General features: G+C 67.6%; 19 protein-coding genes. 8 read left to right on the top strand and 11 right to left on the bottom strand.

All coding sequences use genetic code 11. The features are described 5' to 3' along the window. Positions 1-68 precede the first annotated feature (68 nt). The 4 genes from D7Y61_RS07525 to D7Y61_RS07510 all read left to right on the top strand — a co-directional run bounded on the left by D7Y61_RS07525 (position 69) and on the right by D7Y61_RS07510 (position 2,955). Positions 69-815 (top strand): S-methyl-5'-thioinosine phosphorylase, encoded by a 747-nt coding sequence (locus D7Y61_RS07525; protein WP_010482830.1) that lies wholly within the window; start codon positions 69-71, stop codon positions 813-815. A gap of 88 nt (positions 816-903) precedes the next feature. Beyond that, positions 904-1,110: a cold-shock protein gene (locus tag D7Y61_RS07520; protein ID WP_005410590.1), complete on the top strand. Its 207-nt coding sequence runs from the start codon at positions 904-906 to the stop codon at positions 1,108-1,110. 129 nt (positions 1,111-1,239) lie between these two features. Further along, positions 1,240-2,505, top strand: coding sequence for an FAD-dependent oxidoreductase (locus D7Y61_RS07515; protein WP_180865746.1), 1,266 nt, complete (start codon positions 1,240-1,242; stop codon positions 2,503-2,505). Positions 2,506-2,685: 180 nt separating this feature from the next. Beyond that, a complete protein-coding gene (locus D7Y61_RS07510; protein WP_180865745.1) occupies positions 2,686-2,955 on the top strand; it encodes a hypothetical protein in 270 nt (89 codons plus the stop codon). A gap of 1 nt (position 2,956) precedes the next feature. Here D7Y61_RS07510 and pdeM read toward each other — a convergent pair whose 3' ends face one another. Genes pdeM through D7Y61_RS07490 form a run of 4 tightly spaced genes read right to left on the bottom strand, consistent with a single transcriptional unit; the run spans position 2,957 to position 8,643 of the window. Next, positions 2,957-3,595 carry a ligase-associated DNA damage response endonuclease PdeM gene (gene pdeM, locus D7Y61_RS07505; RefSeq protein ID WP_180865744.1) on the bottom strand — a complete coding sequence of 213 codons (639 nt, stop codon included), beginning with the start codon at positions 3,593-3,595 and terminating at the stop codon, positions 2,957-2,959. Beyond that, entirely contained in the window at positions 3,585-6,044 is a 2,460-nt protein-coding gene (locus D7Y61_RS07500) for a ligase-associated DNA damage response DEXH box helicase (RefSeq protein ID WP_180865743.1), read from the bottom strand. Before D7Y61_RS07500 ends, pdeM begins: the two co-directional genes overlap by 11 nt. Then, positions 6,041-7,648, bottom strand: a complete 1,608-nt coding sequence (locus tag D7Y61_RS07495; protein WP_180865742.1) for an ATP-dependent DNA ligase — start codon at positions 7,646-7,648, stop codon at positions 6,041-6,043. The genes D7Y61_RS07500 and D7Y61_RS07495 overlap by 4 nt, the downstream gene beginning before the upstream one ends. Further along, a complete protein-coding gene (locus D7Y61_RS07490) occupies positions 7,645-8,643 on the bottom strand; it encodes a ligase-associated DNA damage response exonuclease (protein WP_180865741.1) in 999 nt (332 codons plus the stop codon). The genes D7Y61_RS07495 and D7Y61_RS07490 overlap by 4 nt, the downstream gene beginning before the upstream one ends. A 113-nt stretch (positions 8,644-8,756) precedes the next feature. On the opposite strand from D7Y61_RS07490, the gene D7Y61_RS07485 reads away from it, so the two are divergent. Then, complete coding sequence (locus D7Y61_RS07485; protein ID WP_180865740.1) at positions 8,757-10,394, top strand: acyl-CoA dehydrogenase family protein; 1,638 nt, start codon at positions 8,757-8,759, stop codon at positions 10,392-10,394. Positions 10,395-10,681: 287 nt separating this feature from the next. On the opposite strand, the gene D7Y61_RS07480 is transcribed toward D7Y61_RS07485, so the two are convergent. From D7Y61_RS07480 to D7Y61_RS07470, 3 genes are all read right to left on the bottom strand, one after another. Next, a complete protein-coding gene (locus D7Y61_RS07480) occupies positions 10,682-11,092 on the bottom strand; it encodes a hypothetical protein (RefSeq protein ID WP_180865739.1) in 411 nt (136 codons plus the stop codon). Between the two features lie 123 nt (positions 11,093-11,215). Beyond that, the gene (locus D7Y61_RS07475) at positions 11,216-11,557 is read right to left on the bottom strand and encodes a hypothetical protein (RefSeq protein ID WP_004153024.1); all 342 of its coding nucleotides are present in this window, start codon (positions 11,555-11,557) and stop codon (positions 11,216-11,218) included. Positions 11,558-11,679: 122 nt separating this feature from the next. Next, positions 11,680-12,855, bottom strand: coding sequence for a thiolase family protein (locus tag D7Y61_RS07470; protein WP_180865738.1), 1,176 nt, complete (start codon positions 12,853-12,855; stop codon positions 11,680-11,682). A 183-nt stretch (positions 12,856-13,038) separates the two neighbouring features. On the opposite strand from D7Y61_RS07470, the gene D7Y61_RS07465 reads away from it, so the two are divergent. Next, on the top strand, positions 13,039-15,879 hold the full coding sequence (locus tag D7Y61_RS07465; protein ID WP_180865737.1) for an autotransporter serine protease: 2,841 nt from the start codon (positions 13,039-13,041) through the stop codon (positions 15,877-15,879). Positions 15,880-15,923: 44 nt separating this feature from the next. Here the strand turns inward: D7Y61_RS07465 and D7Y61_RS07460 are convergent, their stop codons facing one another. Next, complete coding sequence (locus tag D7Y61_RS07460; protein ID WP_180865736.1) at positions 15,924-17,021, bottom strand: Glu/Leu/Phe/Val dehydrogenase; 1,098 nt, start codon at positions 17,019-17,021, stop codon at positions 15,924-15,926. A gap of 279 nt (positions 17,022-17,300) precedes the next feature. Between D7Y61_RS07460 and D7Y61_RS07455 the strand changes: the two genes are divergently transcribed. Continuing rightward, complete coding sequence (locus D7Y61_RS07455; protein WP_180865735.1) at positions 17,301-18,377, top strand: HDOD domain-containing protein; 1,077 nt, start codon at positions 17,301-17,303, stop codon at positions 18,375-18,377. 3 nt (positions 18,378-18,380) lie between these two features. Here D7Y61_RS07455 and D7Y61_RS07450 read toward each other — a convergent pair whose 3' ends face one another. The 3 genes from D7Y61_RS07450 to D7Y61_RS07440 all read right to left on the bottom strand — a co-directional run bounded on the left by D7Y61_RS07450 (position 18,381) and on the right by D7Y61_RS07440 (position 21,353). Beyond that, a complete protein-coding gene (locus D7Y61_RS07450; RefSeq protein WP_180865734.1) occupies positions 18,381-19,970 on the bottom strand; it encodes a phospholipase D family protein in 1,590 nt (529 codons plus the stop codon). A gap of 136 nt (positions 19,971-20,106) precedes the next feature. Beyond that, positions 20,107-20,805, bottom strand: a complete 699-nt coding sequence (locus tag D7Y61_RS07445; protein WP_010482859.1) for an RNA pseudouridine synthase — start codon at positions 20,803-20,805, stop codon at positions 20,107-20,109. A gap of 47 nt (positions 20,806-20,852) precedes the next feature. Continuing rightward, positions 20,853-21,353 carry a M48 metallopeptidase family protein gene (locus tag D7Y61_RS07440; protein WP_010482861.1) on the bottom strand — a complete coding sequence of 167 codons (501 nt, stop codon included), beginning with the start codon at positions 21,351-21,353 and terminating at the stop codon, positions 20,853-20,855. A gap of 62 nt (positions 21,354-21,415) precedes the next feature. Between D7Y61_RS07440 and D7Y61_RS07435 the strand changes: the two genes are divergently transcribed. After that, positions 21,416-21,973, top strand: a complete 558-nt coding sequence (locus D7Y61_RS07435; RefSeq protein ID WP_180865733.1) for a DUF2058 domain-containing protein — start codon at positions 21,416-21,418, stop codon at positions 21,971-21,973. Positions 21,974-22,109 lie beyond the last annotated feature (136 nt).

The following is a 22,109-nucleotide window of genomic DNA, read 5'->3' as shown; positions in this document are numbered from 1 at the left end:
GCGGCGCGTCTTCTTCTGCCGCCGGCATCCTCGGGTGCCGGCGTTCGTCTTTTCATGGAGTGCTTCGAATGCAACAGATCGCCCTGGCCGTGATCGGCGGTACCGGTGTCTACAACCTGGCCAAGCTTGACGACGTGCAGACCCACGAGGTCGACACCCGCTTCGGCCGCCCGTCGGGCCCGGTGCGCGTCGGTACGCTGCTCGGCCATCGCGTGGCGTTCCTGGCGCGGCATGGCGAAGGCCATTCGCTGCCGCCGCACAAGATCAACTACCGCGCCAACCTGGCCGCTCTGCAGCAGCTGGGCGCGCAGCGCGTGCTGGCGTTGAACACGGTGGGGGGCATCACCGAACACTTTGGTCCGCGCGTGCTGGCTTGCCCGGACCAGATCATCGACTACACATGGGGTCGCATCAGCACGATCTGTGAAGAAGAAGGCACCGACGTGGTCCACGTTGATTTCGGTCACCCGTACACGCCGATGCTGCGCAGCAAGATCCTGGCCGCGGCCAAAGTGACCGGTGTCACGGTCCATGACGGTGGTTGCTACGGCGCAACGCAGGGCCCGCGCCTGGAAACCATCGCTGAAATCGCCCGTATGCGCCGCGACGGCTGCGACTTGGTGGGCATGACCGGCATGCCGGAAGCCGCGCTGGCACGCGAGCTGGGGCTGGATTACGCCTGCCTGGCGATCATCGCCAACTGGGCTGCCGGGTGTGGTGATGGCGAGGAAATTACGATGGCCGAAGTGCTGGCCAACGTGCAGGCGGCCGGCAACGGACTTCCGGAACTGGTGGGCGAATTGGCACGGGGGTGATTGTCTTCCCCGAGCAAGCTTTGCATACTCAGCTTGTGCGCGGGTTCAGCGTACACCACCCATTCATTGCATAAGGTCTCGCATCACCATGCCGAACGGTACCGTCAAGTGGTTCAACGACGCCAAGGGATTTGGCTTCATCTCGCCGGAGGATGGCAGCGCCGACGTGTTCGCGCACTTCTCCGCCATCAACTCCAAGGGCTTCCGCAGCCTGCAGGAAGGCCAGCGTGTCACCTATGACGTGACCCAGGGTCCGAAGGGTGCCCAGGCTTCGAACATCACGCCGGCCGAGTGATCCACTCGACAGTGCGTTGAAAACCCCGCTTCGGCGGGGTTTTTTTTGCGCAGTAGATCCACGCCGTGCGTGGATGCCGTGCGCGGCCTCCTTTCTCCATTGGCAACCCACCTCGGGCACAATGCGCCCATGAAGGAACGACTGCGCATCGCCGTGATCGGCTACGGCACCGCTGGACAGGCAGTGTCCATCCTGCTCACCCGTGATGGCCACGAGGTAGAGATCTTCGAACGCGTGCCCACGCCGGGGCCGGTGGGCGCCGGCTTCCTGCTGCAGCCCAGCGGCCTGCAGGTGCTGTGGCAGATGGGGCTGCTGGATGCGGTGCGCGCGCATGCCGCGCCGGTGCACCGCCTGTATGGCGACACGCCGTGCGAGCGCGCGGTGATGGACATGCGTTATGACGGCCTGGATGCGCGCCTGCACGGATTCGGCATGCAGCGCGGCGCATTGTTCTCGTTGCTGGATCAAGCGCGCGCGGGTGCAGGCCACCTGCATGCGGGCGTCACCATCACGGCGGTGGATGCCGGGCAGGGCCGCCTGCGCGACAGTGAAGGGCGCATGCACGGCCCGTTCGATCTGGTGGTGGCCGCCGATGGCGCCGCTTCTACGCTGCGCGGCACGATCGCTGGCGGTGCCGGGCTGGACCGCGTGTATCCGTGGGGTGCGCTGTGGTGCCTGTTGCCGGCCGAAGACTGGCCGCACGTGCAGGAGCTGCGACAGCGCTACGTGGCCGCGCGCAAGATGATCGGCCTGCTGCCGGTCGGTACGCGGCCCGGTGATGACACACCGCGCCTGAGCTTCTTCTGGAGCCTGCCACGCGCCGACTTCGAGCGTTGGCAGACCGATGGCATGTCCCATTGGCTGGACGAACTGCATGCACTGTGGCCGCAGGCCAGGGCGCGCTTCGCCCATCTGCGTGATGCCGGCCAGCTGGTGCGCGCGGTCTATCGCGATGCGGTGATGACGCGCTGGTACCAGGGCCGCATGGTGCTGGCAGGTGATGCCGCGCACGCGATGAGCCCGCAGCTGGGGCAGGGGGTGAACATGGCGCTGCTCGATGCGTTGGCATTGCGCGATGCCGTTCGCGCGCATGGCGGTGGTGCCGAAGCGTTGCAGGCGTACCAGGCGCAGCGCAGGGCGCATGTTGCGGTCTACCAGCGCTGGAGCCGTTGGCTGACGCCGCTGTTCCAGTCCGACCGCGATGCCTGGGCGAAGGCGCGTGATGTGCTGCTGGGCCCGATGGGGCGCCTGCCCGGAGGTCGTGGCCACATGCTGCGCGTGCTCAGTGGCACCCAGCATGGCTGGTTCGGTTCGCTCGCCTTGGATACGGCATTCATCGAGGCACTGGGCACTACAGAGGCGCCTCGCATCAGCACGAGCACCGCCAGTGCGTGAAGCATGCCGTCACGTGAATTAACGGTTGCCTCACCGCAGATATGCGAGAAGTAGGTTGCACGCGATTGCGCGCTGCCCGTTTTCCTTTCCGTGATCAACATCGCGCGTGGCCCGGGCGGCGATGCCGTTGTGGCCTGTTGCGGCCCGGACGTGCCGCCTGATGCTGAAGAGGAGGATGCCATGTTGTTCGCGGTCCAGGAGCTGGAATCGGAAATCTGCAAGCTGCGCGGTCTGCTGCAGATGCTGCACGAGGACCAGCCCGACGTACTGGAGGACGTATTCGAGTTCCATGTTGGCAGCCTGATCAGCCATGCGTCGCCGGAGCACCACGCTCGCATCCGTACCTGTGCGCAGGAGATGCTGGCGGCAATCCAGACCTTGCCGCGACGACGCGAGAACGAGACGCCCGATTTCCAGTTGATGCCGCAGCTGGGCATTCACCCCGCTTGATTCAGCCGGGCAGTTCCACCAGGCCGCTTTCCACGCAGGCGACCATCTGCTCGCCCCGGGCGGGAACAGGCACGATTCCGGCAGTGAATGCCGAGAAGGCCGGCAGGATCGTCATCCGGTCACGCAACCAGAACGCGGGGAAGCGCCGTCGCAAGGGTACCAGGGCGATCTGCGGGTGCAGATGTCCTGCGATCACATGCAACGCTGCATCGGGCGTCGGCTCGTGGCGAAGCAGGAATGGCGGCAGCTGCACGTCCTCGTGGATCTGAACCTGCAGCTGCGCATGCGGTAGCTGCCGGTCGTGGTTGCCGCGAACAACGTGGACGTCCAGCGATGCGTTGCGTTCGCGCCATCCCAGCCACTGCTGGTACCACGCGGCGCGATGCGCAGGTCCATGCAGGATGTCGCCCAGGATCCACAGTTCGCGGCAGGCACGCAGATCCAGAATCCGCTGCAGACGCTGCAGGTCTTCGCTGGTGCCGCCGCTGGGCAGCGCGATGCCGGCACGGCGGAACACATCGGCCTTGCCCAGGTGCAGGTCCGCGATCAGCAGTGCCTGCCGCGCGGGCCAGTACAGCGCACGCATGCCGGCCAGAACCACGGACTCTCCGGCAAGCAGCAGCGGCAGTTCATCGGCCATGGCGGCGCTCCAGCTGCTGCGCCGCGCGTTGTACGCGCGTACGCCAGTCTTCGTTGCTGAACTGCCCGCGCAGGCGTTCGGCCCACAGTGGAAAGCCCAGCGGTGTGAGTGATGCCGGATGCTGCACCGACAACTGCTGCGCGTCGATGCGCTCCAGTACCTGCTGCAGCCCCGGCAGGTCGAGGCTGTCGTGGAGCACCTCACGCTCCGCCAGCGCCAGCAGCAGGTGATCCGGATCGTGTTCGCGCAGCACGTCGTACAGCAGGCCGGCGGACGCCTGCAGCTGGCGCAATGACCGTGGCATGCCACCGGGGAGGCTGGGTACCAGCAGGCCCGCCACACGCGCAACATCACGGAACTGGCGCCGCGCGAGCTCGCCCAGGTTCACTGCCGCGCGCAGGTCGTCCAGCAGCTGATCGGGGGTGAACAATGCGCGCCATTGCGCCGCATCCAGATCGATCGCCTGCGCCGGTGCCAGTACCAGGCCATGATCGTTCACCGCATAGCCGATGCTGTTGCGCTGCCAGCGGGTACAGCGCAGTGCCAGCAGGGCGGCCAGCGCCTCGTGCACGTGGCGGCCGGCGAAGGGGTAGACGAACAGGAACTGGCCTTCGCGGCGCAGCACTTCTTCCACCAGCAGATGCTCCGGGCCGGGAAGCGCCGACAACTGCTGCTGCAGTGCCAGCAACGGTGACAACCAGCGTGATTCGGCACTGTCGTCGGCGCCGGACAGTACCCACTCCAGCTCACGGCCGAGCGGCATCGACAGCGGCAGCTGGCCCCCTTGCCAGCGCGGCACCACACCGTCACCGCGTCCGCGCGCCAGCCGCACGAACGCTGTCATGTCGCGCAGCTGCACCAGTTCAAGCAGGCGCCCTGCGAACTGGAAGCGGTCGCCGCGACGCAGGCGGCTGGCGAACTGTTCTTCCACCGCGCCCAGGCCCCCCCCACGCAGGAACTGCACGCGCACGCTGCCATCGCTGCTGATGGTGCCGATCGACAGCCGATGACGCAGTGCCTGGCGACGATCGTGCATGCGGTAGTAGCCGTCGTCATCGCGAACGACCTTGTGGAAATCAGGGTACTGGGCCAGCGCCTGGCCGCCCTGCACGATGAAGGTCAGCACCGCCTGCCATTGGCCGTCGCCGAGCGATGCGAAGGCGTGGGTGCGCCGCACCTGCGCCAGTAGCACATCGCTGTTGAAGCCACCGGCCAGCGCGCGGCTGACCGCATGCTGGGCCAGCACATCCAGCGACAGCGTCGGCGGCCTGCGTGCTTCGACCACGCCTTCGGCCAATGCACGGCGCACCGCGGCGTACTCGGCCAGTTCCAGCGCATGGCTGGGCACACACAGGATGGAACCGCTGGCACCGGGGCGGTGGCGTGCACGTCCAGCGCGTTGGCGCAGGCGGGCCACACCCTTCGGGCTGCCCAGCTGCAGTACCTGTTCAACCTCGGGGAAGTCCACGCCGAGGTCGAGGCTGGAGGTGGCAACCACGCAGCGAAGCACGCCCGCGCGCAGGCCATCCTCCACCTGCTGGCGCAGCGCCGGATCCAGTGAGCCGTGGTGCAGCGCAAGCGTGCCCTGGTCTTCGGGCCAGACCGCGGCCAGCGCCTGATGCCATAGTTCCGCCTGCGCACGCGTATTGGTGAACAACAGGCTGCTGCGTGCCTGCATCAACGCGTCCAGCACGCGTGGCAGTTGCGCCAGGCCAAGATGCCCGGCCCACGGAAAACGTTCGCCGGGGCCGGGAAGCAGGCTGCGGACGCTGATTGCGCGCGGGCGCTCGCCCTGCACGATGCGCGCGTCGGGCTGCCCAGGCAGCAGCACGTCGCGTGCCTCCTGCAGATTGCCCAGCGTGGCCGACAGTCCCCACAGCTGCACTGCAGGCGCGGCGTCGCGCAACACCGCCAGGTTCAACTGCAGCAGCACACCGCGCTTGCTGCCCAGCAGTTCATGCCATTCGTCCACCACCACGCAGCGCAGCTGGCGCATGCGCGGCTGCGTATCTGGATAGCTCAGCAGCAGCGCCAATGATTCGGGCGTGGTCACCAGTACGTCGATACGGCCTTCGCGGGCCTGGCGTCGCTCGCGGTTGCTGGCGTCACTGCTGCGCAGGCCGACACGCCATCCAAGTTCCAGGCCGTCGACGACGGTCTGAAGGGCGCGGGCGGTATCACTGGCCAGTGCGCGCAGCGGCGTCACCCAGAGCACCTGCAGCGGCCGCACTGCACTGGCGCGGCGGGGTGCCGGCGGTGGATCGATCATCGCCTGCAGCAGCGGTCCACCGAACACCGCCAGTGTCTTGCCGCTGCCCGTAGGCGTATGCAGCAAGCCGGATTCGCCAGCGAGATAGTGACGCCACGTCGCGCGCTGGAACGGCAGCGAACGCCAGCCGCGACCGGCGAACCAGTCTTCCAGCCGGCGCAGCGCCTGGCTGCGGGTCATCGCGCCAAGGCCTGCAGGGCGGCGAGCGGGTCGGCCTCGCTGGCCGGCTTGTCGTGGCGCCAGCGCAGGATGCGTGGAAAGCGCACGGCGATGCCCGACTTGTGCCGTGAGCTGCGGTTGACCGCCTCGAAGCCCAGTTCGAACACCTGCTCGGCACGCACGCTGCGCACCGGGCCGAAGCGCTCACGGGTATTGGCGCGGATCCAGCGGTCGAGCGCGAGGATCTCCTTGTCATCCAGGCCCGAGTAGGCCTTGGCGACCGGCACCAGCGTGTCGCCATCCCAGACCCCGAAGGTGTAGTCGGTGTACAGCGTGCTGCGCCGTCCATGGCCCGCCTGCGCGTACAGCAGGACGGCATCGATGGTGAGCGGATCGACCTTCCATTTCCACCAGTCGCCACGGCGGCGTCCGGCCTGGTAAGGCGAGTCACGGCGTTTAAGCATCAGCCCTTCCACCCCGCGTTCGCGTGCCCCCTCGCGCAGGGTTGCAGCATGTGGCCAGTCGTCGGCGGCAACATCGGGCGACAGCTGGATGCGGGTGTCGCCCAGTTGCTCGACAACCTCGGCCAGCTGCATGCGTCGCTGCTGCAGCGGCAGCTCACGCAGGTCACTGCCCTCGCGCTCCAGCAGGTCATACGCCAGGACGCGCACCGGCGTACTGCGCAACGTTGCCGCGCCCGGCTTGCGGCGCTGGATGCGGGTCTGCAGCGCGGTGAACGCGCGCGGCAGGTTGTTGGCCTCGTCCCACGCCATCAGTTCACCGTCCAGCACGCAGCCGTCCGGCAACGCCATCGCCGCCTGCTCGATCTCCGGGAAGCGGCCATCGAGTCGTTCCTCGCCGCGGGACCACAGCGCCACCTCGCCACGCCGGCGCAGCAGCTGCAGGCGGATGCCATCCCACTTCCATTCCAGCAGCCAGTCGTCGATGAGCCCGAGGCGCTCGGCCGGATCGCCTTCGAGCGGCGAGGCGAGGAAGAACGGGTAGGGCTGCTGCCGGTCCGATGGCAGTTCGTCCGGCGACAACAGCTCGGACAGCACACCCGGCGAGGGCACCCACTCGCCCAGCATGCGCTGGGCAATGCGTGCGATGTCCAGGCCGGACCATTCGGCCAGCGCCTGCTGTACCAGGCGTTGCGAAACACCCACCCGCAGGGCGCCTGTCAGCAGCTTGTTGAACACCAGTCGTTCGCTGGCCGGCAATTGTCGCCACCCCGCGAGCACGGCGGCCCGGCGTTCCTCCTCCGGCCGGTTGGCGACGGCCAGCAGGTGCTGTTCGATCCAGTCGGCCAGCGGGCGGTCGGGGGCTGCCTGCGCCGGATCATCCAGCAGCAGGGTCAACGTTTCGGCCAGGTCGCCCACCTGCGCATAGCTGTCCTCCACCAACCATGGCGGCAGGCCCGATTCCTCGCTCACCCACGCGCGCAGTTCGCCGCTGGCGGCGATCTTCCGGCGTGCGCCGCCCACCTTGCCGCCGCTGAGCAGGTGCAGTGCCCACGCCGCGTCATGCGCGCGCGCCTGATGGAAGTAGTCGACCAGCGCCGCACGCTTGTCCAGCGTCGCGGTGCTGCGGTCCAGGCGCTGGTAGAGCGCGGCGAAGCTCTTCATTCCTCGCTCCCGAAATCGGTGCGGAAGGCTTCAGCCGCCACGCCGCGCTCGCGCAGGAACGCAATCAACGCATCGGTATTGCCATGGGTGGCAATGACCCGCCGTGCGCCGGTCTGTTCGATGGTCTGCAGCAGCGCGGGCCAATCAGCGTGATCGGAAATGACGAAGCCACGGTCGACGTTGCGTCGCCGCCGATTGCCGCGCAGCTGCATCCAGCCCGAGGCGAAGCCGAGCTGGTGGCGGCCGAAGCGTCGTATCCAGGGCGTGCCGGCCGCCGAGGGAGGGGCGAGGATCAGCTGGCCTGCGGCATTGGGTTGGCGCCCCTGCTCGGCGACGGTGAGCGTCTCCAGCATCGGTACGCCGGCCTGCCGGTAGACCGTCACGCCATTGGCGATCGCGCCATGCAGCCAGGCCGGGCGGTCGTCCAGCGGAAACAGCTCGGCCAGCACCCGCTGCGCCTTGCCGAGTGCATAGCACAGCAGGATTGCCGCTTCGCCACGTTGCTCGCATTCGCGGCGCCACGCCACGATCTCCGCAGCCACCGCAGGCGTGTCCGGCCAGCGGTAGATCGGCAGGGCGAACGTCGCTTCGGTGATGAACGTGTCGCAGGGCACCACTTCGAAGGGCGTGCAGGTCGGGTCCGGTTGGCGCTTGTAGTCACCGGAGGCCACCCAGACCCGCTGCCCGTCGTCAATGCGCACCTGCGACGAGCCGAGCACATGGCCGGCCGGGTGCAGCGATACCTGCACCCGTCCCAGGCGGAACGCCACGCCTTCGGCATGCACCTGCACCGGCACATCGCCCAGCCGCCAGCGCAGGATGGGCAGGCTGCCTGCGCTGCAGTGGTATTCGCCCATGCCTGGACGCGCGTGATCGCCGTGGCCATGGGTGATGACCGCGCGCGGGACCGGTCGCCACGGATCGATATGGAATTCGCCAGCAGCGCAGTACAGCCCTTCCGGGCGCAGCACCACCAGATCGTCGTTGCTTGCCATGCGGCCACTGTGGCGTGCGTCTCGTGCACGGGGCGAGAACCGGCCTGAACACGGGCTTGGCAGGGCATGCGGCACAATCGGACCGCACACCTCTTGCCGCCAGGATGGACCGGATGAGTGGACCCAGCTTCAGCAGCAGCGCGCCGTTTGAAACCCATGTGGTACTGAACCAGCCGCCGCCGTTCACGGGCCGGCAGCTGTGGACCGACGATGCAGCATTGATGGAGGCGGTGCAGCGCGAGGGTGCCGGTGTCTTTGCGCCACGCCTGGCCGTGTACGGGGCACTGGCCGGTGACGCGTTGTACCGGCTCGGCTTCGATGCCAACCGCGATCGGCCGCGGCTGTGCACGCACGACGCGCAGGGCCATCGCATCGACACGGTCGAGTTTCACCCTGCGTATCACCAGCTGATGGACGCCGCGAAGCAGCATGGCGTGGCGGGATTGTCCTGGCACGAGCCGCAGCCCGGCGCGCACGTGGCGCGTGCGGCACTGAGCTATCTGCACCACCAGGCCGAGGCCGGCACCAGTTGTCCCTTGACCATGACCCACGCGGCAGTGGCGGTGCTGCAGTCGCAGTCGCACCTGGCCGACTGGGCGCGCAAGGCTGCCGCGCCGGTCTACGACCCACGCGATGTGCCGGCAACCGACAAGACCGGCATCACCCTGGGCATGGGCATGACCGAGAAACAGGGCGGTTCGGACGTGCGCGCCAACAGCACACGCGCCGAACCGATCGATGGCGAGCGCTATCGCCTGGTCGGCCACAAATGGTTCTTCTCCGCACCGATGTGCGATGGCTTCCTGGTGCTGGCGCAGGCGCCGGGCGGACTGACCTGCCTGCTGATGCCGCGCCGGCTCGCCGATGGCGACCGCAATGCGTTCCGCCTGATTCGGCTGAAGGACAAGCTGGGCGACTGGGCCAATGCCTCCAGCGAGGTCGAGTTCTGTGGTGCGCAGGCGTGGCGCGTGGGCGATGAGGGGCGCGGCGTGGCCACCATCATCGGCATGGTGATGATGACCCGTCTGGACTGCATGCTGGGTGCAGCGGCGGAAATGCGCATGGCGCTGGCGCAGGCGCTGCACCACGCACGTCACCGGCGTACCTTTGGCAAGCTGCTGGTGGAGCATGCGTTGATGGCCAACGTGCTGGCCGATCTGGCGCTGGAGTCGGAAGCGGCCACGGTGCTGGCCATGCGCATCGCGCGCGCGGTGGATCGTGCTGGCGTGGATGCCAACGAAGCGGCTTTGGCACGCCTGGGCACGGCGCTGGGCAAGTACTGGGTCTGCAAGCGCGCGGCTGCATTCGTCAATGAGGCGCAGGAGTGCCTGGGCGGGGCCGGGTATGTGGAAGAGTCGATGCTGCCGCGCTTGTACCGGCAGGCGCCGTTGAATTCGATCTGGGAAGGCAGCGGCAACATCCAGTGTCTGGATGTACTGCGTGCACTGGCACGCGAGCCGGAGGCACTGGCGGCCTTGCGCGGTGAACTGGCGGCGGTGGCGGATCGCGATGCGCGCTATGCAGCGGCGTTGCAGCGTTGGGCAGCGGCGCCGCCACCGCAGGAATCGCAGGCGCGGATGTTCTGCGAGCGCACGGCACTGCTGCTGCAGGCGGCGCTGTTGCTGCGTGCGCGCAGTCCGATGGCAGAGGCGTTCGTGCGCAGCCGGCTTGACGGTGCACATGGGCTCGCATTCGGGACGCTACCGGAGGGATTGGATCTGTCGGCGATGCTGGCGCGCGCGCTGCCGTAGCGGGCGGCCAGCGGCGGAACCCCTCGTGGTGGGTGCGCGAAGTCTGCATCGTGAGCGGGCCGCGCGGGTGGGTTGCGCAGGGGGCGCCGTGAATACGTCCGTGTAGGCTCGGGCGCGCCATCCATGGCGCTTACGCCGCTGCGCAACCCACCCGCGTGGCCTTGGACGGTTTCCGTGCCGTCCACCACGGAATCAACAGAAAAAGCAGAGAGCGAAAAGCAGAAAAGCCGCGGCAGTGCCGCGGCTTTTCCTGTAGCGCCGAGCCGGTGCGCGGCTGCCGGTACACCTCAGTGCTTGGCTTCTTCCTTGGCGGCGTTGGCCTTGGCGTCATTGGCGACATCACGCGCCTTGTCGGCGACCTTCTGCGCAGCGTTGGCGGTGGCGTCGCTGGCGTGTGCGGCGGCGTCGGTCGCGGCGTCCTTGGCCTTGTCGGCGGCGTTTGCAGTGGCGTCAGCGGCGTTGTCCAGCGCCTGTTGGGTATCAGCAGCGGCCTGCTCGGACGCGGCGGCGGTCTTGTCGGCGGCGTCGCGGGTCGCCTCGGCGGCCTTGTCCACGGCATCACGGGCGGCAGCGCCGGCGCTGTCGGCGGCCTGCTGTGCGTCCTGCTTTGCCTGTTCGGCTTCCGGGCCCTTGCACGCGGCCAGGGCCAGCAGCAGGGAGCCGGCCAGCAGGGTGGTGGTGATCGGACGAATCTTCATGGCGGTCTCCGGTGCTGCAATGGATGGGGACGCCAGCCTATTCATGCCGTCGTGAAGACCGGGCAAAGAAAAAGCCGCTGGTGAACCAGCGGCTTTTCCAGAACAGCGTGAAGAAAGAAGTTATTACTTCTTGGCTTCTTCAGCGGCGTCCTTGGCCTTCTCGGCGGTGCCTTCGGCAGCCTTGGCAGCGTCGGCAGCAGCGCCGGCAGCAGCGTCGGTGGCAGCAGCGCCAGCCTGGGCAGCAGCGTCGACCGAAGCGTCAGCAGCGGTGGCGGCGGTGTCAGCGGCCTGCTGGGCAGCGTCGGCGGTCTGGGCGCCGGCAGCGGCGGCCTGGTCGGCAGCAGCCTGGGCTTCGGTGGCGGCTTCGTTGGCCGAAGCAGCGGCGTCCTGGGCAGCTTCCTGCTTCGAGCAGGCGGCCAGGGCCAGAGCCAGGGACATCGCGACCAGCAGCTTGTTGATGCTCATTGTGTGAATCCTCGTCGTTAGATTAGGCAACGCGCAACTGCGCGCCGACAACATGATGACAAGCCAAGATTGGGTGTCAAGCGATCCCGCATTCATTTTTGCGAAATCATCGTTAAATCTTTTTAAATCAATTCGATGGCAATTGCCGTTGCTTCGCCGCCGCCGATGCACAGGGTGGCAATGCCGCGCTTGCCACCGCGCGTGCGCAGGGCGTTGACCAGGGTCACCACCAGCCGTGCGCCGGATGCACCGATCGGATGGCCCAGCGCGCAGGCACCACCATTCACGTTGAGCTTGTCGTGCGGGATACCGAGTTCGCGCATCGGGGCCATCGCCACCACGGCAAAGGCTTCGTTGATCTCGAACAGATCGACCTGGTCCAACGACCAGCCGGTCTTGCCCAGCAGCGTGTGCAGCGCGCCGATCGGAGCGGTGGTGAACCACTCAGGCTCCTGCGAATGGGTGGCATGGCCGACGATGCGCGCCAGCGGCGTGATGCCACGCGCAGCGGCATCTTCTTCGGTCAGCAGGACCACGGCGGCGGCGCCGTCGGAGATGCTGGACGAGCTGGCGGCGGTGACACTGCCGTCCTTCTTGAAGGCCGGGCGCAACGTGGGGATCTTGGCGATGTCGGAGCGACCCGGCTGCTCGTCAGTGGCGACCTCGACCTCGCCCTTGCGCGTGGCAACCTTCACCGCGACGATTTCATCGGCGAACGCGCCGTTGGCCTGCGCGGCCTGTGCACGCTTGACCGATTCGATGGCGTAGGCGTCCTGCTCTTCGCGGCTGAACTGGTATTTGTCCACCGCGCATTCGGCGAATTCACCCATCGCCTTGCCATCGTAAGCGTTGACCAGGCCATCGTGGGCCATGTGATCGACCGCCTGGAAGTTGCCGAAACGGTTTCCGGTGCGGGAGTTCGGCAGCATGTGCGGGGCGTTGGACATCGACTCCATGCCGCCGGCGACCACGATGCTGGCCGAACCGGCCTTGATCAGGTCATGACCGAGCATGATGGTCTTCATGCCCGAGCCGCAGACCTTGTTCAGCGTGGTGGCTCCGGCAGACAGCGGAATGCCGGCAGCGATCGCGGCCTGGCGGGCGGGCGCCTGGCCGAGGTTGGCCGGCAGCACGCAGCCCATCAGGACTTCAGAAACGTCGCTGGCCGGGACACCCGACTGTTCCAGGGCGGCGGCGATGGCGGCCGCGCCCAGGGTGGGGGTGGGCACGCCGCTGAACTGGCCGAGGAAGGAGCCGATGGCGGTGCGCTTGGCGGCGGCGATGACGATGTTGGACATGGCAATCTCGTTGATGCGTAAGCAATGTTCGGAAAGGAGACCAAGGACCGTTGGAAGCGCCCCGGTTTCCCGGCAGACTGCGTGGGGGTCGGCCCAAGTATAGAGGGTCGCGGAGGGCCGCCGCTGGGAGCGGCCGCACACCTGCCAGGCGGATGGCAGGACAACGTTCATGGGAAGGAATCGATGGAACGCATGATGAAGGTGAGGTCCGTGCTGGCAACGGCGTTGGCGATGGCGTTGACGGCCTGTGGCGGTGGCGGCGGTGGCGGCAGCAACATCCGCGTCGACCCACCACCGACCACGCCGCCCACTCCGCCTCCCCCGACCACCCCGCCGCCGGTCAAACCGCAGGAACCGGCTTTCGATGCGCATCTTTCAGTCACCAACGCGCGCGCGGCACAGGCCGCCGGCCTGACCGGGCAGGGCGTGCGCATCGGCATCGTCGATTCGGGCGTGCAGCGCAACGCGGTGGCCCTGAATGGACGGGTGCTCGCCAACCTGAACTACATCGACCCGGCGAAGAACAATCTGGGGGTCGACGATGTGGTCGGGCATGGCACCGCTGTAGCCAGCCTCGCCGCCGGCGCAGCGGTGGGTTCCTGGCCAGGTGGCATCGCGCCGGGTGCGCAGATCGTCTCGGCGCGGATCATTTCCGACAAGCCACCGGGCGATGACGGCAGTGGACGCGGAAACGCCTTCAGCGGTCCTCTCGGCGTAGCCCAGGTCCACCAGGACCTGATCAGCTACAACGTGAAGGTCATGAACAACTCGTGGGGCGGTCTGTACTGGACCGACCTGCCGACCACGGCACAGGTGGCCGCCGAATACCGTCCATTCGTGATCAACCACGGCGGACTGGTGGTGTTCGCCGCAGGCAATGATGGCCGCAGTGAACCGAGCAGCCTGGCTGCGCTGCCCAGCCAGCAGGGCGTGGCCGGAACGCTGCCGGCCGCGGATCTGGAGCGTGGCTGGCTGGTGGCCACCGCAGTGGACCCGTATACCCCCGGGGCACTGGCCAGCTATGCCAATGCCTGCGGCCAGGCGGCCCGCTACTGCCTGGCGGCACCGGGCAGTGCGGTCTACCCGGATGCGAATGGCGGCAGCTATTACTGGAACTATGGAACGTCATTTGCTGCTCCCTTGATTTCCGGTGCCGCCGCGCTGGTCTGGCAACGCTTCCCGTACTTCACCAATGATCTGGTGCGGCAGACCCTGCTGGGCACCGCCAAGGACATCGGTGCCCCCGGCGTGGATCCGGTGTTCGGCTACGGCCTGCTCGACATCGGTCGTGCGATCAACGGTCCCGGTCGCTTCGACTGGGGCGACGTAGTGGCCAACGTGGATGTCGCCTCGACCGGTTCGATCTGGAGCAACGACATCAGCGGCAGCGGTGGGCTGGTCAAGCAGGGCGGTGGCACTCTGGTGCTGGGGGGCAACAACAGCTATTCCGGCGCCACCCGCATCGAGCGTGGCATTCTGTCGCTGCAGAACGGTGGTGTGATCCGCTCCAACGTGACCATTCTCGCTCAGCCCGATCCGGATTCCACTGGCCTGCAGTTCAACGGCGGCACGCCCCGGGTGATCGGCAACGTGGTCAATGGCAGCAGCGTGTTCCTCACCACCGGCAATACCACCGGCACCATCGAGGGCAACTACACCCAGCAGGCGGGCGGGCAGCTGATGATCGCGCTCGGCGCCAATGCACTGCAGGTCACCGGCAGCGCAGCGATCAACGGTGGCGTTCGCGTGCACGGCTTCGTCTCTGGCTACGTGCCGCAGAACGGCAGCCGCCAGGACCTGATCCATGCCGTGGGCGGCCTGAGTGGCACTTTCAATGCTCCGGCTACCTCGAGCGGTCTGCAGGGCTTGTCGCTGCTGCAGAGCAGCTACGGCTACGACAGCAACAACGCCTGGTTGAACCTGACCCAGGTCAGCGTCACTGCGGCGGCCAGCGGCCTGGGGGCGTCCGCCCAGACGGCGGCACAGCGTCTGGAAGGCGCATTCGCGGCGCTCGACAACAATGCGGGCCTGCAGGGATCTGCCTTCGGCACGGCGGCCGGTGCGCTGCAGTGGACCGGCGGTGGCCAGCAGGGGCTGGCGGCCAGCCTGCAGAGCCTGTCCGGGCAGGCGCATGCACGCGCCGAGGCGGCCACATTCGACAGCATCGACATGTCACGGCGTGCGATCGCCGAGCGCTTTGATCGCGTACAGGCCGCTCCACGGCTGCGTGGCCGCTGGCAGGGCGCGCTGGGCGAGGCAGGGCAGGGCAGCTTCGCCGGCAACACCGCCGACAGCCGTGGCTGGATGGCAGGCCAGGATCTGCCATTGGGCAGCAACGGCCTGATGGGCGTGGCCTTCGGCGAGATCCGCAGCAACGGGGGCAGCAGCTTCGGTGGTGATCGCGGGCGTGATCGCCAGGCACAGGCGCAACTGTACGCCGGATGGAGCCTGGGACGTGGCTATGCGCTGGCCCAGGTCGGCAGCGGCCAGTTCACCCGCGCGCTGGATCGTCAGCTGCTGCTCGGTGTGGGCGCCTATGGCGTCTCCGCGCGGTACGGCGGCCGTTTCAGCAGTGCCAGCGTGGAAGGGGGGTACCGGCTGGGGCGTGCAGGCGCATCGTTGACGCCCTACGTCGGTGCCAGCACCACGCGCGTGGATACCGACGCCTTCAATGAGCTCGGCGGCTTCGGTTTCGGCCTGCGGGGTGATGCCAATCGCGTGCAGCGCAGCCAGATGCTGGCCGGTATCCGCGGCGAGCGTGGTTGGGGGCGTTGGACGCTGCGTGGGCATGCCGAATGGCAGCAACGGCTTGATGGTGCGGACGCGGACTGGCAGGCCAGTTTCGTCGGCGTCGATGCCTGGGCACCGTTGGCGGGCTGGAACGCGCCGCGCGGCAGTGCGCTGATCGGTGTGGCGCTGGAATCATGGTGGGGCCGCTACGGCCGCCTGAGCCTGGGCTTTGACCAGCGCGTCGGTGGTGAAGGTGCGCGCCAGGCCGCGTTGCGTTACAGCACCGGCTTCTGACGGCTCGGTCGCGCCGGGAAATTMCCGGCGCGATTGCGGCAGGCTCAGCCGCCGCGCAGGTTGCCCAGTCGCGGCGTGCTGCGGCCCAGTGGCATCTTCAGCTTGCCGATCGACAGGATGCGGCTCTCGGCGATGCGGTCGGCTGCACGCTGCGGCGCGATGTTCTCGCGCTGCGACAGTTCGAAGATGCGGGTGAGGTTGTGGTAGATGCTGCGGATCAGCCGCATCGCACGCTCGCGGTTGTAGCCGTCGATCTCCAGCGACACGTTCATCACGCCGCCGGCGTTGACCGCGTAGTCCGGCGCATACAGGATGCCCCGCGCATGCAGCTCGTCGCCGATCTCCAGGCTCGACAGCTGGTTGTTGGCGGTGCCGCAGATGATCCTGGCCTTGATCCGCGGCAGGGTGTCGGCGTTGATCGCGCCTTCCAGCGCGCACGGTGCGAACACGTCGGCGTTCACTTCGTGGATCTCGTCCGGCTTGACCGCTTCGGCGCCGAAATCGCTGACCGCGCGATCGACCAGCGCACTGTCCAGGTCGGTGACATACAACTTGGCGCCGCGGTCGCGCAGCAGCTTCACCAGTTCCATGCCGATATGGCCCAGGCCCTGCACGGCGATGCTGGTCTTGCCCACTTCCTCATGGCCGAACTTGAAGCGCATCGACGCCATCAGTGCCTGCAGCGCACCGTAGGCGGTGAACGGGGCGGGATCGCCAGATCCGCCATGGACCTGGTGCACGCCAGTCACGAACTGGCTTTCCAGGTAGATGTTCTCCATGTCGTTGACATCGGTACCGACGTCTTCGGCGGTGATGTAGCGCCCGCCCAGCGAATCGACATAACGGCCGAAGGCGCGGAACAGCACTTCGGTCTTGTCGACCTTCGGGTCGCCGATGATCACCGCTTTGCCGCCGCCCACGTTGAGCCCGGCCAGCGCATTCTTGTAGGTCATCGTCCTGCTCAGCCGCAGCACGTCGGCCAGCGCCTCGTCGGTGCTGGCGTAGGGGCGCATGCGCACTCCGCCCAGGGCCGGGCCCAGGGTGGTGTTGTGGATGGCGATGATCGCCTTCAGGCCGGCATCGTGGTTGTGGCAGAACACCACCTGTTCGTGGCCGGTGGTGGCGAGGGTTTCGAATAGCATGGCGTCTCCGATGGCGCGAACAGCGGCGAACTGCAGCGAACGGCCAGTGAACGGTAGGGTCCCAAAAACAAAAAAAGCGACATCGTCGGTGCAGGGGGACGGGTCGCGCGGCGCCATTCTAGTCCATTCCCCCGGCCGCTGCCGTCGACGTTGGCGACCGTCCGGTTAAAGAAGATGAAAGTGCGGCCGATGCTGCGACGACGGCGGGTGGCCGGATTGGCGTGAAGAGGCAGGGCGGTCAGTGACGGCAAGGGCACCACAACGACAGGGCGGGCGGCGATGACGCCGGCCTGGTGGCGAACGCTGCGCGGCTGGCTGGCGCGCTCGACCGGGGCCGCGCCGTCCCGGTTGGCGGCGGTGTCGCGGCAGGCGGTGGCGGCGGCTGCGGCCAGCCTGCAGGGTGAGGCGCTGCCTTCGGCCGAGATCGCTGCACATCTGCAGCGCGGCCTGCATGCGCTGGCCCTGTACCCGCGCCTGGCCGGTGAATCCGCGCCGGTGCAGGCCGCGGGGCTGGGTGAGGCGGTCGCGCGCGCGCTGCAGGACCGCAACTGGGCCGCCCGACAGCTGCCCCGGCGCCCGCAGCTGCTGCCGCAGCTGATCCAGACCGTCAACGATGATGCGGCCTCGGCACGGGTGATGGCTGCCATCATCGGCCAGGACCCGGTGCTGACCGGCAACCTGCTGCGCATTGCCAACAGCCCGGCCTACAGGGTGCACGAGCGCCCGGTTGAAAGCCTGCAGCGGGCGGTGACCCTGGTCGGCACCGAAGGCGTGCGCCAGATCATCAGTGCCGTGCTGGTACAGCCCGTGATGCAGGTGCAGTGCGATGTCTTCCCGCAGTTCAGCACGATCATCTGGGAACACGCGCTGCTGGCGTCGCGCGCAGCGGCCGATCATGCACGCACGGTCTCCTTCGGTGATGCCTTCGCCGCGCAGTGGCTGGGGCTCGTGCAGGGGCTGGGGTCTGCGCTGGTGATGCGCCAACTGCTGCAGGAAGCGCAGGCCCGCGGCGAAACCGTGGAGCCGGCGCTGGCCCTGCAATTGCTGCAGCAATGGTCGTTGCCACTGGCACAACGCGTGGCTGCAGCCTGGGAGCTGCCCGAGCCGGTGCATCAGGCACTGGCACCGGAGGCCGATGGTCCACTTGCCGACAGCCTGCGCCTGGCCACCTCAGCCGCTGCGGCCAGCCTGCTGTGCCGGCATGGCCATGCCAGCCAGAGCCGCATGCTGGCGCTGCTGGAACAACTGCCTTCGGCGCCGCCACATGCCCTGCGCTGGATCTGGCGGCGCTTGCATGGGCGCAGCGTGGAAACACTGGGCGAAGCCGGTGAGGAAGGCGCCGGTTCGGCCTGCTGAGACTTACAGCTGCGATTCCACCGGCAGCCAGCTGATCACCCGCGCGGTCCAGTGCTTGCCCAGGCTGGCCCCGGGTTCGGCCTCCACCCAGTACGGCGGTGGCTGCCGCTCCAGCCAGCGCAGGTCATCATCGCGCCCCAGCGCCAGCCACCAGCTGTGTTCCGGGCGGGCAAGGCGCAGGTACTCGTCGCGCAATTGCGCACCCAGCACCGGGTCGTCGAACAGCACGCCCATTTCGGTATTGAGGTAGGCCGAACGCGGGTCGAGGTTGAACGAACCGACGAAACCGCGACGGTCATCGACCACGAATGCCTTGGTGTGCAGGCTGGCACCGCTGCTGCCGAACAGGCTGGCATCCAGCTGGCCGTGTGCCTTCAGTTCGTACAGCTGCACGCCGGCCTTCAGCAGCGGCGCCCTGTAGCCCATGTAGCCGCCGTGTACCGCCGCCACGTCGTTGGCGGCCAGTGAATTGGTGACCACGCCCACCTGCGCGCCGCGCGCGGCCAGCGCCGACAGCGCCTCGACCCCATCGTTGCCGGGCACGAAGTAGGGAGAGATCAGCAGCGCACTGCGGCGGGTACCGCGCAGCTCCTCGCTGAGCGTGCTGACCAGCCAGCTGTGGCGATCATCGTCGCGGTGTTTCATCGGCGGATCGGACGCGATCTGCACGTCCGCGCTCCAGTGCAGCGGTTCCGGGCTGGGCCGTTGCCGCTGGCGCGATTCGGCCACACGCTGCAGGTACGGCTGTGCCTTGGCATGCATCGCATCCAGGTCCGACTGCCGCACCAGCTGCTGCAACTGCGCATCGGTGTACGAGGCCAGTGCGGAAATAGGGATCGCCGTGCTGCTGTTCCAGTAGTCGTCGAAGATCTGGTTGGCCTGCTGCACGGCGGGGCCGGCCACTACCAGATCCAGGTCCTGGAAGTTCACATCGTCGCGCGCGCTGAAGTATTCCTCGCCGATGTTGCGGCCACCGACGATCGCGATGCGGCCGTCTGCGATCCAGCTCTTGTTGTGCATGCGGTGGTTCACGCTGAAGGCGCGTTGCACCAGCTCCAGCGTGCGCGCGATGCCGCTGCGGTTGCGGAACGGGTTGTACAGGCGCAGTTCGATGTTCGGATGCGCATCGAGCGCCATCATCAAGGCGTCCTTGTCCTTGGCGTTCATGTCGTCGAGCAGGATGCGCACGCGCACACCACGCTCTGCGGCGTCGTACAGCGCCTTGGCCATCAGGTGGCCGACCAGGTCGTCGTGCCAGATGTAGTACTGCAGGTCCAGGCTGCGGCCAGCGTGCGCGGTGATCATCGCGCGCGCGGCGAACGCGTCCATGCCATCACTGAGGAAGGCCACGCCGGACTTGCCGGGATGGGCATTCTGCAGCGGCACGATCTCCTGGTCGATGCGGGTCTGTGTCGGCTGCAGCGGCAGCACATGCGAGGGTGAGCCCTGCGCCTGTGGCGTGAGATGGTCAGCCAGCAGCAGCCCGGACAGGACCAGCAGCAACAGCGCGGCGAGGATGAGTGCAGCGACGCGCAGCAGGCGTCGCCACAGGGGCTTGGGCAGGCTCATGCCCCGATGGTAGAGCCACGCCATGCGTGGATGAAAGCCGAGAGACCCGCCGCGTAGATCCACGCCACGCGTGGATGGCTTCTTCAGACAACGTCACGCCATGCGTGGATGGCTTCTCCAGGCAACGTCACGCCATGCGTGGATGACAGGGACTTCGCGGTCAGAACCGCTCGTCGCTGCCCAGGTAACGCCACTGCCCCGCAGGCAGCGGCCCCAATGCCACGCGGCCAATACGCAGCCGACGCACGGCCGTCACCTGCAGGCCGGCAGCCGTCACCGCCACGCGCAGGCCCTTGGCGGTCAGTCCCTTGCCAGCAAAGCGCAGGCGTTGCTCGCTCTGCCAGCTGACCTTGGCGCCGCCCGATTCCTGCTGCAGCCGGGCCATCAGCCACGGGCCGCGCTCCGGACCGCCTTCGGCTACTTCGATCAGGTATTCCTGTTCGGTGCGGCCCAGATTGCGCTGCAGATGGGCCAGCGTGGCCGGATCCTGGCTGACCACCACCAGGCCGCTGTCGCTGGCCGGAAGCGAGGCGGCCAGCTGCAGGCCGTGGAAATGGCGCTGCAGCGGACGGATGTCGCTGGCATCAAGTTCGCTGCGGCTGTCACTGCTGACCAGCGCACACAGGGTCTCAGCGGCAACGCCGGCCGGCTTGTGCAACAGCATGCTGACGCGCTCGGCCTTTTCATCGCTGGCCTGTTCGGCCACGACGATCACCGCGCTGTCATCGACCGGACGCTGCGGCTGTTCCACCACGTCGCCGTTGACCGTGACCCAGCCGCCTTCGATGTAGCGTCGCGCTTCGCCGCGCGGGATGCCGAGCAGGGCGGACAGGCGTTTGTCGAGACGGATCGGTTCCATGGCGGAAAGGTCAGGCAGGGGGCGCGCAGTGTAGCTGCTGCGGCCGGTCAGCGCTGGCCGCGGTTGGCCAGCTCGGTCAGGTACAGGCGGGTATCGAACTCCAGCTGCAGGTAATCCGGTTCCATGTGCTGGCACAGCTGGTAGAAGGCCTTGTTGTGGTCGGCTTCCTTCAGGTGGGCCAGCTCATGCACCACGATCATGCGCAGGAACGCTGCCGGTGCCTGGCGGAACACGGTGGCGATGCGGATCTCACGGCTGGCCTTGAGGCGGCCGCCGTGGACGCGGGAGATGGCGGTATGGGTGCCCAGCGCGTGCTTGATCACTTCCAGCGTGTTGTCGTAGCAGACCTTGTTGAGCGGCACCGACTTGCGCAGGTAGCGGTCCTTCAGGTCCTGGGTGTAGTCGTACAGCTGGCGGTCGCTGCGCACTTCGTGCGGGTCGGGGTAGCGCTGCTGCAGCCAGGGGCCGAGCTTGCCCTGCGCCAGCAGGTCGCTGACCTGGGCAACCAGGGGTTCGGGATAACCGGTGAGGTACTTCAGGACTGCCATGCAGGGGCGGCGGGGCGTCGGTAGAATGGGGCATCCAAGATTACACGCGGTACGCATCGACCATGGCAAAGCCCAACGCGCTGCAGGAACAATTGCTCAAGGCCGGCCTGGCCAAGAAGTCGCAGGCCAGCGCTGCCGCGAGCGCGCAGGCCAAGGCCCGGCAGGGCAAGGCCGAATCGACCTCGGGCGAGGTCCAGCGCGAGGCTGAACGCGCCCGCGCCGAGAAGGTCGAGCGCGACCGCGCGCTGGCCGCCGAGCGCAATGCGCAGGCCCGCCAGGCTGAACAGAAAGCCCAGGCCAGGCAGATCATCAGTGCCCACGCCGTGCCCCACAAGGGCGACGATGAGTACCGGTTCAGTGACGGCGCCGCGATCCGCACCCTGCTGATCGACCCCAAGCTGCGCAAGGCGCTGTCGGTGGGGGTGCTGGTCATTGTCGCCAACGGCGAGGGCTACGCCCTGCTGCCACGTGCTGCTGCCGAGAAGGTGCGTGAGCGCGCCCCGGAAGCGATCATTGTCGACCACGGCCAGCCGGGCTCGACCGCCGAGATCTCAACCGGCAACGCAGAGGACGACGCCTACTACGCCCAGTTCCAGGTACCCGACGACCTGGTCTGGTAAACAAAAGGGGGACGGAGGGCATTAAGTCGCAATCGGCTTGATCGAACCCATCCGCGTTCTGTTCGTCTTCCTGAAGAGCAGCCGAGCATGGTTCGGCTCTACATGAAGACCTGCCTTTTTTCCGGGGTGTATCGTC

Source organism: Stenotrophomonas maltophilia (assembly GCF_013464485.1).
In the GTDB taxonomy this organism is placed as follows: Bacteria; Pseudomonadota; Gammaproteobacteria; order Xanthomonadales; family Xanthomonadaceae; genus Stenotrophomonas; species Stenotrophomonas maltophilia_AW.
Note: the sequence above shows the minus strand (reverse complement) of the source record. Positions and strands in the feature narration are given on the sequence as shown.